The sequence below is a fragment of the Neobacillus sp. SAB-20_R2A genome (genome assembly GCF_049568635.1).
Taxonomy (GTDB): Bacteria; Bacillota; Bacilli; order Bacillales; family Cytobacillaceae; genus Neobacillus; species Neobacillus citreus.
In genome coordinates this window covers 4,531,664-4,547,365 of sequence record NZ_CP145895.1, presented here as the reverse complement: position 1 = coordinate 4,547,365, position 15,702 = coordinate 4,531,664, and the positions used below count along the sequence as shown (strand labels likewise).

The window sequence follows — 15,702 nt, the reverse complement described above, 5'->3', positions numbered from 1 at the left end:
CAGGAGACTAGGGGAGAGAATCAAATTGTTTGAATTTATAAAAGGTACCGTTGAGTTTGTCGGTCCAGAATATATCGTTATCGAAAACAATGACATCGGCTACCAGATTGCCACGCCAAATCCGTTCGTTTATTCGAGAAAAATCGAAACCAAAGTGACGGTCTATACGTATCACTATGTACGGGAAGATATCATGGCGTTGTATGGTTTTGAATCTCGTGAGGAAAAACGGCTTTTTACAAAGCTGTTAAATGTATCAGGTATCGGGCCGAAAGGGGCTCTTGCCATCCTGGCATCAGGCGAGGTCCAGCAGGTGGTCAACGCGATTGAAAATGAGGACGAAGGCTTTTTAATTAAATTCCCTGGGGTCGGCAAAAAAACTGCGCGGCAAATGATCCTTGATTTAAAAGGGAAATTACAGGATATCGTTCCGGATTATTTTCCGAATCTTTTCAATGCGGATACACTTCCAGTACATACACAGGACGGCGGCGAGGCATTTGAGGAAGCAGTGCTTGCTTTAAAAGCTTTGGGCTACTCCGATAAAGAAGTTAAAAAGATTTCCCCTGAATTAAGAAAGGAACAGCTGACAACTGACCAATATATCAAAAAGGCCCTTCAACGGCTTTTGAAATAGGTGATGGTTTATGGAAGAACGGATTATTTCCGGTGAAGTAAACGAGCAGGAGATAAGCTTGGAACAAAGTCTTAGGCCACAAACATTAAAGCAATACATTGGGCAAAATCAGGTGAAAGGGAATCTGGAGGTATTTATCAAGGCTGCAAAGCTGCGGAGAGAAACCTTGGATCATGTCCTCCTTTACGGACCGCCCGGACTCGGTAAGACGACGCTTGCTGTCATCATCGCGAATGAAATGGGCGTCAATATCAGGACCACGTCCGGGCCTGCAATTGAACGTCCGGGTGATCTGGCTGCGATTTTGACTGCTCTTGAACCGGGAGATGTATTGTTTATTGATGAAATACATCGGCTCCCAAGGTCCATTGAAGAAGTTTTATATCCGGCGATGGAGGATTTTTGCTTGGACATCGTCATCGGGAAGGGGCCGACCGCCCGATCGGTGCGCCTCGACCTCCCGCCGTTTACCCTCGTCGGCGCCACTACAAGGGCTGGGGCGCTTTCCGCCCCGCTTCGTGACCGATTTGGAGTTTTGGGCAGGCTCGAGTATTATAAAGAGGATGAGCTTAAAAATATCGTTAAACGAACGGCTGAATTGTTCGATACGGAAATTGATGACCAATCGGCAGGAGAAATTGCCAGACGTGCTCGTGGGACCCCGCGGATTGCAAACCGCCTTCTTAGACGCGTCCGGGATTTTGCCCAGGTAAAAGGGGACGGTTCCATCAATCTTGACCTGGCCAAGGAAGCATTGGAACTTTTGCAGGTTGACCGGCTTGGCCTTGACCATATTGACCATAAACTCTTAAAGGGGATTATTGAAAAATTTCGCGGCGGCCCTGTCGGACTGGACACAATTGCTGCTTCCATCGGAGAAGAGGCAGAAACAATTGAAGATGTATATGAGCCTTATTTGCTGCAAATTGGTTTTCTTCAGAGAACTCCAAGGGGCCGGATGGTCACCCCTAAAGTTTATCATCATTTCGGCATGGAGGTACCTTCACCGTGACGGGGCTATCGAAAACAATTATGATCATAGGCGGAGTCCTTTTTCTAATCGGTTTTTTAATGCAGTTTTTGCATCTCGGTAAGCTTCCGGGGGATATTGTTTTTAAAAAGGGGAATACTACCTTTTATTTCCCTGTGGTTACCTCCATTTTGCTTAGTATTGTGTTATCCCTGATTTTTTACATCATGGGAAGATTTCGTTAAGAGTAGGGATGTTTAAATTATGAAAGTTGATATTTTTGATTTCCATTTGCCTGAGGAATTAATCGCGCAGGTACCGCTTAAAAACAGGACGGATAGCCGATTAATGGTCCTAAATAAAGAAACAGGCGACATAAAGCATGAAGTGTTTAAAAATATTACTGAATACTTGCGTGAGGGAGACTGCCTTGTCCTTAATGATACCAAGGTTCTTCCTGCACGCCTTTTTGGTGTCAAAAATGATACTGGCGCCAAAATTGAAGTGCTGCTCCTAAAGCAGACCGAAGGTGACCGATGGGAGACCTTAGTAAAGCCTGCAAAACGTGTGAAGGAAGGGACCGAAATCGAGTTCGGCGATGGTCTTTTAAAAGCTGTTTGCACTGGAACCTCGGACCATGGCGGACGTATTATGGAATTTAGCTACGAGGGGATTTTTTACGAGGTGCTCGACCAGCTCGGCGAAATGCCGCTTCCGCCATACATAAAAGAGCAGTTGGAAGATCGCGATCGCTATCAGACAGTCTATGCCCGCGAACCGGGGTCGGCAGCGGCGCCGACGGCCGGCCTCCATTTCACGGATGAACTATTGGAAGAGATTAAAGCAAAAGGGGTCCATGTTACCTTTATCACCTTACATGTTGGTCTCGGTACCTTTAGGCCGGTAAGTGTGGATGATGTTGAAGGGCATGACATGCATTCTGAGTTTTATATAATGACCGAAGGAACGGCTGAGCTTCTTAATGAGGTAAGAAGGAACGGCGGCAGGATCATTACGGTAGGAACCACTTCAACACGGACGTTGGAAACAATTGCTTCTGCAAACGATGGTAATTTCAAGGCAGGCAGCGGCTGGACAAGTATTTTCATTTACCCAGGTTACGAATTTAAAGCCATCGATGGCATGATTACAAACTTTCATTTACCAAAATCCACACTAATTATGCTGGTCAGTGCCTTGGCTGGCCGGGAAAATATTTTGCGAGCTTATCATACAGCCGTTGAGGAACGTTACCGCTTCTTCAGCTTTGGCGATGCGATGTTTATTATTTAGTGGAAAAGGGGCGGAGCGACGCATATATGAATCACTTTAGCAAAGCTTGGTATAAAAAATACATTCTTCACTTAAATAAGTTTTTGCTTAGCGCTAATCACACCGCCTTTTGGAAGGAGAAAAGAATTTGACTGCAATTCGCTATGAATTAATCAAAACGTGTAAGCAGACGGGTGCACGCCTTGGCAGGGTTCACACCCCGCACGGTTCTTTCGACACCCCGGCCTTTATGCCGGTAGGAACGCTGGCAACCGTTAAAACAATGTCACCGGAAGACCTTAAAGAAATGGGTGCCGGTATTATTTTAAGTAATACTTATCATCTATGGCTCCGTCCGGGCCATGAAATCATTAAAGAGGCGGGCGGATTGCATAAATTTATGAACTGGGACCGGGCGATTTTGACCGATTCAGGCGGCTTCCAGGTGTTCAGTTTAAGTGAATTCCGAAAAATTGAAGAAGAAGGAGTTCATTTCCGCAACCATCTAAGCGGCGAGAAATTATTTTTATCGCCGGAAAAAGCGATGGAAATTCAAAATGCCCTTGGTTCAGATATCATGATGGCTTTTGACGAATGCCCGCCCTTCCCTGCAACCTTTGAATATATGAAAAAATCGGTGGAGCGGACTTCAAGATGGGCCGAACGCTGCTTAAATGCCCACCAGCGCCCTGAAGATCAGGGGTTATTTGGAATTGTTCAAGGCGGGGAATATGAGGAGCTGCGAAAGATGAGTGCCCAGGATCTCGTGTCGCTGGATTTCCCAGGGTATGCTGTTGGCGGTTTGTCTGTCGGCGAACCTAAGGATGTTATGAATCGTGTGCTTGAATTTACCACGCCTCTGTTGCCAGCCAATAAACCTCGCTATTTAATGGGGGTTGGTTCACCAGACTCACTTATTGACGGGGCTATTCGCGGGATTGACATGTTTGACTGCGTCCTGCCGACTAGAATTGCCCGGAACGGGACTCTGATGACAAGCTCTGGCCGGCTTGTTGTAAAAAATGCCCAATATGCAAGAGATTTTGGCCCGCTTGACCCTGAGTGTGATTGCTATACATGCCGAAATTACAGCAGGGCGTATATTCGCCACTTAATTCGCTGTAATGAAACGTTTGGAATTCGTCTAACGTCTTACCATAATCTATATTTTCTGTTAAGATTAATGGAGAAGGTCAGACAAGCCATCATGGAAGACCGGCTTGGTGATTTCCGCGAAGAATTTTTTGAGCGTTACGGGTTTAATCAGCCAAACGCGAAGAATTTCTGATAGATATTTTTTGAAAGGAGGGAAACAGTATGGGAAATCTGGGATCCATTATTCCATTAATTTTAATGTTTGTCTTGTTTTATTTCCTGTTAATTCGCCCGCAGCAGAAGCGCCAAAAGGCGGTTCAGAACATGCAAAGTGAATTGAAAAAGGGTGACAAGATTGTCACGATTGGCGGCTTGCATGGTTTTGTCGATTCAATCGATGAAAATAAGGTTGTCATCAAATGTGGCGATGGAAGCCGTCTTACATATGACCGCTCTGCCATTCGTGAAGTGACTGAATCAAGTAAGGAAGTACAAGTATAAGACAGGAAAGGAAGCTGTTTCGATAACAGCTTCCTTTTTTGTATTTTACGCAGTTCTTGAATTATTGGTTGCAAGATTAACTCCTAAAATTCCGCCCATCATTGAAATTAATGTATAGCAGGTATGATAGATTACTTGCTCAGCAGAAAACAGCCGGTCATAACCGAGGTATTGAAATAAAAAGACGATTAGTGAGTAAATCAGACCAGTAACGCCGCCGATCAGCCAGCCTTTTTCTTTCCGCTTGCCGCCGGACAGAAACCCTCCCCCAAACAAGCCAATAAATGATAGGGCCGTTACCACATATTGAAGCGTTGACTCCTGGGCGGACGTGAATCTTAACACAAAGGAAAAAATAAGGCTGGCAATGCTTGCAAAAGCGAAAATAAAAATTAATCCGTACAGTATGGCTGTACCAAAGCTCTTTGATTCGATGGCTCTCTCCCCCTTTTGTTCCTGCCGGGCTAAATTTAATTTATTTTCGATATTTTATTCGCGAAGGCCCGGAATACAGTTTTCTTCCTAGTACAAGCGTATTCAGAAGGTCGGCAAAGTAGAATTAAATTTTCGTTTATTCCTAAAAAGCACATCTGGGATATTATTCCTTTCATGATTTTTTCCTTAGGGGCAAACAATATAATGGAATGCAATTAAAGGAGCGACAATAGGGTGGAAGATTTTCTAACGATACTTTTTAGGACTCTTTTTTTATATGCTGTTATTCTTGTTATTTTTCGCTCTATGGGAAAACGGGAAATTGGGGAACTTAGTATTCTTGATCTTGTTGTCTTTATCATGATTGGTGAATTGGCCGTTGTCGCAATCGAAAGACCAAGCGTTAAATTATTTCATGCTGTTTTGCCGATGTTCTTGCTCATGATTATCCAAATTGTAATGGCGCTTCTTTCCTTAAAAAGTAAAAGGTTCCGCGATATGGTCGATGGAAAGCCGACTGTTATCATTAACAGAGGGAAGGTAGACGAGGATGCAATGCGGAAGCAGCGCTATAATTTTGATGATTTATTGACCCAATTAAGAGAGAAGGACATTCGCAGCATTGCAGATGTTGAGTTTGCTATTTTAGAGTCATCTGGAAGCCTGTCCGTAATTGAAAGACAGAAGGGAAGTCAGAACGAGCCGAAAAATGGCGATATCACCATTCCATTAATTATGGATGGGACGATTGATGAGGAGAACCTAAAAAAAATAAACAAAACAAATCTCTGGCTTCGTCAGGAATTAAAGAAAAAGGGGTACCGTGACATTAAAAAAATTTCCTTCTGCAGTTATGAAAACGGAAAGTTTTTTATCGATTTATTAGACGAAGAATAAAGACACGCCAAGATATGTGCGTGTCTTCTTAACGCATAAATTCAACTACGCCTCATGAACCGTCCTATCGGACCCGCCAATCGGCGAGTTTTCATTTATTTTGCTATAAAAAATTTTTTAATCCATGGAATTCTTTGCAGTTCATCTTTTTTAATTAGACCTAATAATAAAAGCATCAAACAATAGGATATACTCATCGCGAATAAAGCGGCCAGAACTCTCACAGCTAAAGGTTCTGATAAAAGCATGTTGTCAAATAGCCAGAATCCCAGCCAGCCTGATGCCCCCATTACCAAAAATCCTTTTAAGTAGTCGCGGATATAAAAGGGAAAGGAAATCCTTTTTAAAACCGTCGCAAAGTGAAGGAGGGTAACAGCGACAAAGCCTACGATAATCCCTAGCGCAGCTCCGGTTATTCCGAAGGCAGGCTGAGCAGCAAGGATAAAGATGACGGCCGTTTTCACAATCGCCCCGATTAAACTATTAATCATTGCCGCTCTTGCTAAATTTAATGCTTGAAGGACGGCCTGAAGCGGGCCTTGATAATAATAAAACAAAAAGAATGGCGCCATCAGCCGGATAAAATAAGCCCCCTTTGTGGAACCATACATCAATTGCATCAGAGGATCAGCTAACACATAAAGCACAATGACCGCAAGTCCGCCTGTCAAAAAAGTCAATCTTAATGCCTGCTGGAGCCTGTACTCTATTAATTTATAGTTTTTCTGCGAATTCGCTTCGCTGATGGCTGGCACAAGGGAGGTAGCCAACGAGAAAGTCACAAAAGAAGGAAGCATCAACAGCGGCATTGCATAACCTGTCAGGGCGCCGTATTGTTTTGTCGCATCAACCGCCATCACACCCGCAATTGCCAGGCTGTGAACGACCACAATTGGCTCAAAGAACCACGAAACTGACCCAATCATTCGGCTTCCCATTGTCGGAATCGCAATCTCCATCAAATCTTTAAAGGTTTGTTTCCCCTTATGGACAAACTGGAAAAAATTCTTGCGCAGCCTGAAACGTTTTTTAAATTTAAAGGTTGTCATTAAGTAAATAAGAGAAACTACCTCACCTAAAACGGAAGCCGCCATCGCCGCCGCCGCCGCATATTCGACTCCATAAGGGAGAAAGGCTTTGGTCATAACGGCAATTAAGGTGATCCGCACAAGCTGTTCCAAAATTTGCGATACAGCTGATGGCCGCATGTTCTGTCTTCCTTGGAAGTATCCTCTTAACACAGAAGAGATAGCAATAATGGGAACCGCCGGTGCAATCGCCATCAAAGGATAATAGGTTCTTGGGTCGGTAAAAAGTGTTGTTGACAAAACTGGTGCCAGTAATAATAATGCAGGCGTTATAATGATGGACAGTGTAATCGTTGTGGCAAGGGAGACAACAAGAATTTTTTTAATTTCGGCGTGATCTCCTTTTGCCTCCGCCTCAGCGATATTTTTCGAAATAGCCACCGGTAACCCAAGCTGTACAATCGTCACCACAAGGATAAATGTAGGATATGCCATCATATATAAGCCGACGCCTTCTTCACCAATGCTGCGCGCCAGGACAATCCGATAAATGAAACCAAGGACTCTCGTAATCAATCCGGCAACTAATAGGATGAAAGTCCCCTTTAAAAACTTTGACATACTCTTCCCACCTTCTCAAAATAGGCGATATCATATACAATTATCTATATGCGATATGGTGGACAAAGCATGACAAGCATTTATACGGCAGTTTAATTTATGGATACTTCTTTCGGGGGGCAATGAAGATGGATTATGGGCAATTTCGTACTCAAGTAAAACCTGCTATGGTGAGCAAACTGGAAGAATTTCGTTTGCTGGGTTATGATTCAGTCAGCGAATCAGAGCTCTGGGAATACCTGACCAAAAAAAAGTGGAGAAAGGTAACGGATGAAAAGAAGCTTTACGAAATCATCCAGGATATTCTCTCCATTAAGGTAAGTGATTTCATCAGCTTTGCAACGATTGAAACATATAAAACTGCCGAATTCTCTCTTGAAGATGAAGAGGAATGGAAAGAGCTTTTAAAATAGTCTTATCTATCTTTTTCTAAATTGACAGTGCTGTTGACATATTCCATAATGAAGGAAGTGATTTTGGACAGTATTGGACTAAGAAAAAGCAAACGGTGCTTTTGTTTTATTTAAGGAGGAACAATACATAATGGTGAAACGCAGTCGAATTTTGGCCTTCCTTCTAATAGTTGTGTTATTAGGAAGTACGATGGGAGTAACAGTAAAAGGAATTTTGAACAACATTAAGCTTGGCTTGGACCTGCAAGGTGGTTTTGAGGTTCTATATGAGGTGCAGCCGGCGAAAAAAGGCCAGAAAATTGACAAAGATATCTTGGCCAGTACGGCTAAAGCGCTCGATAAGCGGATTAACGTCCTCGGGGTCAGCGAGCCAAACATTCAAATTGAAGGGACAAATCGAATCCGGGTTCAGCTTGCCGGTGTCGAAGATCAAAATCAAGCGCGGGAAATTTTGTCTACCCAAGCAAATCTTTCCTTCCGTGATGCCAATGACCGCCTAATGATGGACGGTACTGATTTAAAAGAAGGCGGAGCGAAGCAAACTTTTGACGAAAATGGTAAACCAAGTGTTTCGTTAACGTTAAAAAGCGCTGATAAGTTCAAAACAGTGACGCAGGAAATTGTCAACTCGTCTCCAAATGTTTTAGTCATTTGGCTTGATTTTATCGAAGGAAAAGATTCCTTTAAAGCAGAAGCAGCAAAGCAAGACCCTAAATATTTATCTGCTCCAACAGTAAACCAAGTCTTTAACCAGAATACTGTTTCTATCGTCGGTAACTTTACTGCTGAGGAAGCACAAACATTAGCTTCACTTTTAAATGCCGGTGCTCTACCTGTAAAACTGAAGGAAGTTTATTCTACATCTGTCGGAGCTAGTTTTGGTGAGCAGGCATTGAATGAAACCATTCTGGCCGGTATTATCGGTATCGCTATTATTTATCTTTTCATGCTTGTGTATTATCGCTTCCCTGGATTCATTGCAACAATTACATTATCTCTATATATTTATCTCGTTTTACTCATCTTTGACTGGATGAACGGAGTGTTGACGCTGCCGGGTATTGCCGCCTTAATCCTCGGGGTGGGGATGGCTGTCGACGCCAACATCATCACATATGAGAGGATACGGGAAGAAATTAAGGTTGGTAAATCCATTAAATCCGCGTTCCAAGCAGGAAGTAAGAACTCCTTTTCATCGATTCTTGATGCCAACCTGACAACGATTTTGGCCGCCGGCGTGCTGTTCTTCTATGGTACAAGCTCGGTTAAAGGCTTTGCTACGATGTTATTGGTGAGTATCCTGCTAAGCTTTGTGACAGCCGTTTTCGCGTCCCGTTTATTCTTAGGATTCTGGGTAAACAGCGGTTTCTTGAATAAAAAGCCGGGCTGGTTTGCTGTTAAGAAGTCTGCGATTAAGGATATTGCCGAAAACTTTGATACATTGGATTTGCCAACACGATTTGATAAGCTGGATTTTGTTAAAGGAAGAAGGGTGTTCTTCATTATTTCCGGAGCGCTGCTAACCGTCGGTTTAGTGCTGCTCCTTGTGTTCCGTTTGAATTTGTCAATTGACTTTTCAAAAGGAACCAGGATTGAAGTCTTATCTAATAACCCTTTAACAACCCAAACGGTCGAAACGGCCTTAAACAAGCATCATATTACACCGGATGATATTGTGATTTCCGGTGATAAAAAGGAAATTGCATCTGCTCGTACGAAGGATGTTTTATCCAAAGATGAAATTGCTAAGTTGAAATCAGACTTCAAGCAGGAATTCGGGTCAGAGCCAAACGTCAGCACCGTCTCGCCGACGGTCGGTAAAGAACTGGCAAAGAATGCGTTTATTTCCTTGATTATCGCTTCAATTGGAATTATTCTTTACGTTACGATTCGGTTTGAATGGGCGATGGCTGTTTCCGCGATTGTTTCCTTATTGCATGATGCCTTCTTCATGGTTGCTTTCTTCAGCATCACAAGACTGGAGGTCGACTTAACGTTCATCGCTGCCGTCTTAACGATTGTCGGTTATTCGATTAACGATACAATAGTGACGTTCGACCGAATGCGTGAAAACATGCAGAAGAAGAAGCGTCTTAAAACGAATCAAGATATTGCCGATGTACTTAACGTAAGTATCAGACAGACATTGACGCGCTCTGTTAATACAGTCTTTACCGTATTAGTAACAGTTGTTGCGATGATTATCTTTGGCAGTCCGTCCATTCAGAACTTCTCGATCGCCTTGTTTGTCGGCTTAATCACTGGTGTGTATTCATCCATTTGTGTCGCCGGTCCATTATGGTACGTCTTTAAGACGCGTGAGCTTAAAAAGAAAGGCGTTATCAAAACCGTTAAAGAAAAAAGAAAGTATTCGGATCAGCCGCAAGTATAATAAAAAACAAAACCGCAGCCCAGGCTGCGGTTTTATTTTGGCTAATATATCCATCATTGAAAGGGACCTCATGCTCCTGTATAATAAGAAGGTCTAAAGGGGTGAACTTCTACATGTTAAAGTCTAAAACAAGATGGATTGTTCGTGAATCAGATCCGACTCTAGTAAAAGAACTGGAAAACGAGTTGAAAATTACACCTCTAGTGGCTTCGCTGCTTGTTAACCGCGGATTAGATACCGTTGATTCTGCACGGTATTTTTTATTTGGAAAAGATGACTTCCACGATCCCTATTTGTTAAAAGGGATGGATATCGCTGTTAAACGTATTCGTGAAGCAATCGAACGGAAGGAACCGATTCTTATATTTGGCGATTACGATGCGGATGGTGTCAGTAGTACATCCGTGTTAATGATTACACTCAGAGATTTAGGGGCAGACGTCCAATTTTATATTCCAAACCGTTTTACAGAAGGCTATGGCCCTAATGAGCCTGCATTTCGCCATGCAGCGGAAGCGGGAATAAAGTTGATTATTACCGTAGATACCGGAATTGCCGCTATTCATGAAGCGGCGGTGGCAAAGGAATTGGGTGTGGATTTAATCATTACGGACCACCATGAACCAGGGCCTGTTTTGCCGGAAGCTTTGGCGATTATTCATCCAAAGCTGCCTGACAGCATTTACCCGTTTCGCGAACTTGCTGGTGTGGGGGTTGCCTTTAAATTAGCCCACGCTTTATATGGAAAAGTGCCTGAGCATTTGTTTGAAATTGCGGTGATTGGTACAATTGCCGATTTAGTCTCTTTAAAAGACGAAAACCGGCTGATTGCCAAAAAGGGCCTAGAAAGATTGAAAGTCACTGAGAACATTGGTTTGCGGGCCATTTTTAAAATCGCTGGTGTTAATTTGCAAACAATAAATGAAGAAACCATTGGTTTTACACTCGCACCTCGTATCAATGCCGTAGGCAGGCTTGAGGATGCCGATTTGGCGGTCCGTCTCCTTCTTACCGATGACCCTATGGAGGCAGAGGAATTAGCCGCTGAGATGGATTCCCTCAATAAAACGCGGCAATCTATCGTTAACACAATAACGGAAGAGGCAATTGAGGAAGTTGAAAAGAATTTCCCGATTGAGGCCAACAAGGTTTTGGTGATTGGCAAGGAAGGCTGGAATGCCGGTGTCATTGGGATCGTCGCCTCGAGACTGGTTGAAAAATATTACCGCCCGACAATCGTGCTAAGTTTTGACCATGAAAAAGGGCTGGCAAAGGGCTCGGCACGCAGTATTCCCGGTTTTGATCTTTTTCATAATTTATCAACTTGCAGGGAAATCCTGCCTCATTTTGGCGGACATCCCATGGCTGCAGGAATGACACTGAAAATTGATGACGTACCAATCCTAAGGGCGCGCTTAAATAAGTTAGCCGATGACCTCCTAACGGACGAGGATTTTATTCCGGTAACCTTTCTTGATGAAAAGGTTCATCTAGAGGATATTCATTTAACCTCCTTGGAAGAAATGAACCTGCTGTCACCATTCGGAATGGATAACTCCAAACCAAAGGTGTTAATCAATCAGGTGGATGTTGCCAGTATCAGAAAAATCGGCAGCGAGCAAAATCATCTGAAACTATCGCTTAGTGAAAATGACGCCAATCTTGATGGGGTAGGCTTCGGTTTGGGTTCCATTGTTGATGAGATTTCTCCATCGGCTAAAATTTCGTTAATTGGTGAATTATCGATTAATGAATGGAACAATATACGTAAACCGCAAATCATGGTACAGGACATTGCTGTACAGTCGTGGCAGCTGTTTGATTTTCGCGGCCAAAAGCGGCTGAATAGCATTGTTGCTACGGTGCCTGCAGAAAATAGGAAGATTATCTTTTTTAATCAATCCCATCTTGAAAAACTTGCTCCAAACCTTCAACAGGAAAGCATTATGATCCGGGACACAATGGAAGCGAGTGCATTTAATGGCTATGAAGGTAACATTATACTAGCAGATTTTCCATCTTCAAAAGAGCTTTTAACGGAATTGTTAAAGGGGAATAAGCCTGGAAGGATTTACGCTTATTTTTATAAAGAATCCAGTGATTTTTTCAGCACCTTACCGACAAGAGAACATTTTAAATGGTATTATGCTTTTCTTTTGAAAAATGGACCTATTGATTTGAAAAGGTATGGCGACGATATCGCAAAGCGCCGCGGCTGGTCAAAGGAAACGATTAATTTTATGTCAAAGGTGTTTTATGAATTGGATTTTGTTACAATAAATAATGGTTTTATTACTTTAAATCGGTCAGCGCAAAAGCGCGATTTAACTTATTCGCCAACCTATCAATTGAAAAAGAACCAATATGATCTTGAAAGGGAATTATTGTTTTCATCCTATCAAGAATTAAAAGGCTGGTTTGATGGGATTATTGGTGAGTCAGTTGTAATTGAGGAGGCAGTAAAGGAATGGATTTAACAAAGTTTGTGGCAATTGTACCGGATTACCCAAAACAAGGTATTGTTTTTAAAGATATTACTCCTTTAATGGGTGATGGCGAGGCCTATAAATATGCGACAGACCAAATCGTCGCCTATGCCAAGGATAAGGACATCGATATTATAGTTGGACCTGAAGCGCGCGGCTTCATCATTGGCTGCCCGGTTGCGTATTCTCTTGGAGTGGGCTTTGCTCCAGTTCGTAAGGAAGGAAAGCTTCCTCGTGAAACAGTTAACGTCAGTTATGGACTGGAATATGGGACAGATGTCTTAACCATTCATAAAGATGCGATAAAACCTGGTCAGCGTGTCTTGATTACGGACGATTTGCTGGCAACCGGCGGAACGATTGATGCAACGATTAAGCTGGTTGAGCAGCTCGGCGGTGTAGTGGCTGGAATCGCCTTTATTATCGAGTTGACTTACCTAAACGGCAGAAGCAAGCTTGATGATTATGATATACTAACATTAATGCAGTATTAACGTTTCATGAGGGCACTCGAAAGCATGAGTGCTCTCTTTATATAATGAAAAAAGATTAAACTCTTTACATCTTGGTTATTTTTTTCGATAATAGTAACAATCATTCTAATTTAGGAACAATTTTTCCTAGATTGAATTTATATAAAAATACAAATTCCGTTTTTTGGCATATAGAGAAACAACAAGCTCGTCAGATTTGTAAAAAGAATGCTGATGGCTCATAAAACGAGATGGAAAATAAAAAAGGTGATTTCATGGCGAATGATCAAGTGTTAACATCCGACCAAGTCATCGACAAGACAAGAAAATATTTAAACGAAGAGCATGTGGAATTAGTCAAGAAGGCATATGATTTTGCTAAGCATGCTCATCGTGATCAGTATCGTAAATCAGGTGAGCCATATATTATCCATCCAATTCAGGTCGCCGGCATTTTGGCTGATTTAGAAATGGATCCATCAACGGTGGCGGCAGGTTTTCTTCACGACGTCGTTGAGGATACGAATGTTTCCTTGAAGGATATTGAACATACTTTTAATGCCGAAGTGGCTATGCTTGTCGATGGGGTTACGAAACTGGGGAAAATTAAATATAAATCTCATGAGGAACAGCAGGCGGAGAACCATCGGAAAATGTTCGTGGCCATGGCACAGGACATCAGGGTTATCCTTATTAAGCTTGCCGACCGTTTGCATAATATGCGGACGTTAAAGCATCTTCCGTTAGAAAAGCAGCGTCGGATTGCCAATGAGACACTTGAAATATTTGCCCCTTTAGCCCATCGTCTTGGTATTTCAACAATTAAGTGGGAGCTTGAGGATACTGCATTACGATATTTAAATCCGCAGCAATATTACCGGATCGTCAACTTAATGAAGAAGAAGCGGGCGGAGCGGGAGCAATATCTTGACGATGTTATTGACGAAGTGAAGGCGCGCCTTTCTGATGTCTCTATTAAAGCAGATCTTTCTGGACGTCCCAAGCATATTTACAGCATTTATCGGAAAATGGCCTTGCAGAATAAGCAATTCAGTGAAATTTATGATTTGCTCGCTGTTCGTATTGTCGTCAATAGCATAAAGGATTGCTACGCCGTTTTAGGGATTATTCATACATGCTGGAAACCGATGCCAGGGCGTTTCAAGGATTATATTGCGATGCCAAAGCCGAATATGTATCAGTCCCTTCATACCACGGTTATCGGTCCAAAAGGCGATCCTCTTGAGGTGCAGATTCGTACGTCTGAAATGCACCGCATCGCCGAGTTCGGGGTTGCCGCCCACTGGGCCTATAAAGAGGGAAAATCCCTCAGCGATAGTTCTTCCTTTGAACAAAAGCTAACGTGGTTTAGAGAGATTCTTGAGTTCCAGAACGATACAGCTAATGCTGAAGAGTTTATGGAATCATTAAAAATTGATCTCTTCTCTGATATGGTGTTTGTTTTTACACCAAAGGGCGATGTAATTGAATTGCCGTCCGGTTCTGTTCCGATTGACTTCGCTTACCGGATTCACTCAGAAATAGGTAATAAGACGATTGGAGCCAAAGTGAACGGCAAAATGGTTACGCTTGATTACAGGCTGAAAACGGGCGACATCATTGAAATTCTAACCTCCAAGCATTCCTATGGACCGAGTCAGGACTGGTTAAAGCTTGCGCAAACATCTCAGGCGAAAAATAAGATTCGCGCTTTCTTTAAGAAGCAGCGCCGCGATGAAAATGTCATCAAGGGCAAAGAGCTGGTTGAAAAGGAAATCCGGAATTTGGAGTTTGATATTAAAGAAATTTTAACACCAGACAATCTTAAAAAAGTAGCCGAAAAATTTAATTTTACCAATGAAGAGGATATGTATGCGGCTGTCGGCTATAATGGGGTAACTGCGCTTCAGGTGGCCAACCGCTTAACGGAAAAATGGCGCAAAAAACGAGATCAGGAGCAGTCAGCAAGCCTTGCGAATGCGATTACTGATTTAAAGGCGTTCCCGCAGTCTAAAAAGCGCGAATCTGGAGTCCGTGTCCAAGGCATTGATAATCTTCTAATCCGCTTGTCCAGGTGCTGTAATCCTGTTCCAGGGGACGAAATTGTCGGCTATATTACGAAAGGGCGCGGCGTTTCCGTTCACCGTTCGGATTGTACGAATATTGACACCGGCGATGCCCAGTCGAGACTTATTCAGGTAGAATGGGAATCCGCCTTAAATGACCGGAAAGAATACAATGTCGATATCGAGATTAGCGGCTATGACAGGAGAGGGCTGTTAAACGAGGTTCTGCAGGCTGTGAACGAGACGAAAACCAATATCTCCGCCGTATCCGGCAAAACGGACCGCAATAAGATGGCGATGATTAACATGTCCATTGCGATTCATAATGTTGCTCATTTACAAAAGGTCGTTGACCGAATTAAACAGATTTCCGATATTTACTCGGTTCGCCGGATGATGAATTAAAGGAGTTTTTG

Annotated in this window: 14 protein-coding genes; 12 read left to right on the top strand and 2 right to left on the bottom strand. The window is 42.8% G+C overall.

Annotation, left to right across the window (positions count from 1 at the left end; genetic code table 11):
* Nucleotides 1-25: 25 nt before the first annotated feature.
* From ruvA to yajC, 6 genes are all read left to right on the top strand, one after another.
* Complete coding sequence (gene ruvA, locus V5M37_RS22350) at nt 26-637, top strand: Holliday junction branch migration protein RuvA (protein ID WP_423799195.1); 612 nt, start codon at nt 26-28, stop codon at nt 635-637.
* 10 nt (nt 638-647) lie between these two features.
* Nucleotides 648-1,649, top strand: a complete 1,002-nt coding sequence (ruvB, locus tag V5M37_RS22345; protein ID WP_213144733.1) for a Holliday junction branch migration DNA helicase RuvB — start codon at nt 648-650, stop codon at nt 1,647-1,649.
* Between the two features lie 20 nt (nt 1,650-1,669).
* Nucleotides 1,670-1,852: a DUF2905 domain-containing protein gene (locus tag V5M37_RS22340; RefSeq protein ID WP_423802668.1), complete on the top strand. Its 183-nt coding sequence runs from the start codon at nt 1,670-1,672 to the stop codon at nt 1,850-1,852.
* A gap of 19 nt (nt 1,853-1,871) precedes the next feature.
* Nucleotides 1,872-2,900, top strand: a complete 1,029-nt coding sequence (queA, locus tag V5M37_RS22335) for a tRNA preQ1(34) S-adenosylmethionine ribosyltransferase-isomerase QueA (RefSeq protein ID WP_423799194.1) — start codon at nt 1,872-1,874, stop codon at nt 2,898-2,900.
* A 127-nt stretch (nt 2,901-3,027) separates the two neighbouring features.
* The gene (gene tgt / locus V5M37_RS22330) at nt 3,028-4,167 is read left to right on the top strand and encodes a tRNA guanosine(34) transglycosylase Tgt (RefSeq protein WP_213144735.1); all 1,140 of its coding nucleotides are present in this window, start codon (nt 3,028-3,030) and stop codon (nt 4,165-4,167) included.
* 29 nt (nt 4,168-4,196) lie between these two features.
* Nucleotides 4,197-4,475, top strand: coding sequence for a preprotein translocase subunit YajC (gene yajC, locus V5M37_RS22325; RefSeq protein WP_423799193.1), 279 nt, complete (start codon nt 4,197-4,199; stop codon nt 4,473-4,475).
* 45 nt (nt 4,476-4,520) lie between these two features.
* Here the strand turns inward: yajC and V5M37_RS22320 are convergent, their stop codons facing one another.
* Nucleotides 4,521-4,880 carry a TIGR04086 family membrane protein gene (locus V5M37_RS22320; protein ID WP_423802667.1) on the bottom strand — a complete coding sequence of 120 codons (360 nt, stop codon included), beginning with the start codon at nt 4,878-4,880 and terminating at the stop codon, nt 4,521-4,523.
* A 264-nt stretch (nt 4,881-5,144) separates the two neighbouring features.
* Between V5M37_RS22320 and V5M37_RS22315 the strand changes: the two genes are divergently transcribed.
* Nucleotides 5,145-5,807, top strand: coding sequence for a DUF421 domain-containing protein (locus V5M37_RS22315; protein WP_423799192.1), 663 nt, complete (start codon nt 5,145-5,147; stop codon nt 5,805-5,807).
* Nucleotides 5,808-5,902: 95 nt separating this feature from the next.
* Here the strand turns inward: V5M37_RS22315 and spoVB are convergent, their stop codons facing one another.
* Nucleotides 5,903-7,456 (bottom strand): stage V sporulation protein B, encoded by a 1,554-nt coding sequence (gene spoVB / locus V5M37_RS22310; RefSeq protein WP_423799191.1) that lies wholly within the window; start codon nt 7,454-7,456, stop codon nt 5,903-5,905.
* Nucleotides 7,457-7,584: 128 nt separating this feature from the next.
* Here spoVB and V5M37_RS22305 point away from each other — a divergent pair, with 128 nt between their 5' ends.
* The 5 genes from V5M37_RS22305 (at nt 7,585) to V5M37_RS22285 (ending at nt 15,691) form a co-directional block, all read left to right on the top strand.
* Nucleotides 7,585-7,869 carry a post-transcriptional regulator gene (locus tag V5M37_RS22305; protein WP_423799190.1) on the top strand — a complete coding sequence of 95 codons (285 nt, stop codon included), beginning with the start codon at nt 7,585-7,587 and terminating at the stop codon, nt 7,867-7,869.
* 130 nt (nt 7,870-7,999) lie between these two features.
* Nucleotides 8,000-10,261 (top strand): protein translocase subunit SecDF, encoded by a 2,262-nt coding sequence (gene secDF / locus V5M37_RS22300; protein WP_423799189.1) that lies wholly within the window; start codon nt 8,000-8,002, stop codon nt 10,259-10,261.
* 113 nt (nt 10,262-10,374) lie between these two features.
* Complete coding sequence (gene recJ / locus V5M37_RS22295) at nt 10,375-12,738, top strand: single-stranded-DNA-specific exonuclease RecJ (protein WP_423799188.1); 2,364 nt, start codon at nt 10,375-10,377, stop codon at nt 12,736-12,738.
* The gene (locus V5M37_RS22290) at nt 12,729-13,241 is read left to right on the top strand and encodes an adenine phosphoribosyltransferase (protein WP_423799187.1); all 513 of its coding nucleotides are present in this window, start codon (nt 12,729-12,731) and stop codon (nt 13,239-13,241) included. The genes recJ and V5M37_RS22290 overlap by 10 nt, the downstream gene beginning before the upstream one ends.
* A 254-nt stretch (nt 13,242-13,495) precedes the next feature.
* On the top strand, nt 13,496-15,691 hold the full coding sequence (locus tag V5M37_RS22285; RefSeq protein WP_423799186.1) for a RelA/SpoT family protein: 2,196 nt from the start codon (nt 13,496-13,498) through the stop codon (nt 15,689-15,691).
* Nucleotides 15,692-15,702 lie beyond the last annotated feature (11 nt).

Coding starts and splice junctions, on each gene's coding strand:
- ruvB (WP_213144733.1), top strand. CDS start 648: ATGGAAGAACGGATTATTTCCGGTGAAGTAAACGAGCAGGAGATAAGC.
- V5M37_RS22285 (WP_423799186.1), top strand. CDS start 13,496: ATGGCGAATGATCAAGTGTTAACATCCGACCAAGTCATCGACAAGACA.
- V5M37_RS22305 (WP_423799190.1), top strand. CDS start 7,585: ATGGATTATGGGCAATTTCGTACTCAAGTAAAACCTGCTATGGTGAGC.
- spoVB (WP_423799191.1), bottom strand. CDS start 7,456: ATGTCAAAGTTTTTAAAGGGGACTTTCATCCTATTAGTTGCCGGATTG.
- V5M37_RS22340 (WP_423802668.1), top strand. CDS start 1,670: ATGATCATAGGCGGAGTCCTTTTTCTAATCGGTTTTTTAATGCAGTTT.
- V5M37_RS22290 (WP_423799187.1), top strand. CDS start 12,729: ATGGATTTAACAAAGTTTGTGGCAATTGTACCGGATTACCCAAAACAA.
- secDF (WP_423799189.1), top strand. CDS start 8,000: ATGGTGAAACGCAGTCGAATTTTGGCCTTCCTTCTAATAGTTGTGTTA.
- recJ (WP_423799188.1), top strand. CDS start 10,375: ATGTTAAAGTCTAAAACAAGATGGATTGTTCGTGAATCAGATCCGACT.
- yajC (WP_423799193.1), top strand. CDS start 4,197: ATGGGAAATCTGGGATCCATTATTCCATTAATTTTAATGTTTGTCTTG.
- queA (WP_423799194.1), top strand. CDS start 1,872: ATGAAAGTTGATATTTTTGATTTCCATTTGCCTGAGGAATTAATCGCG.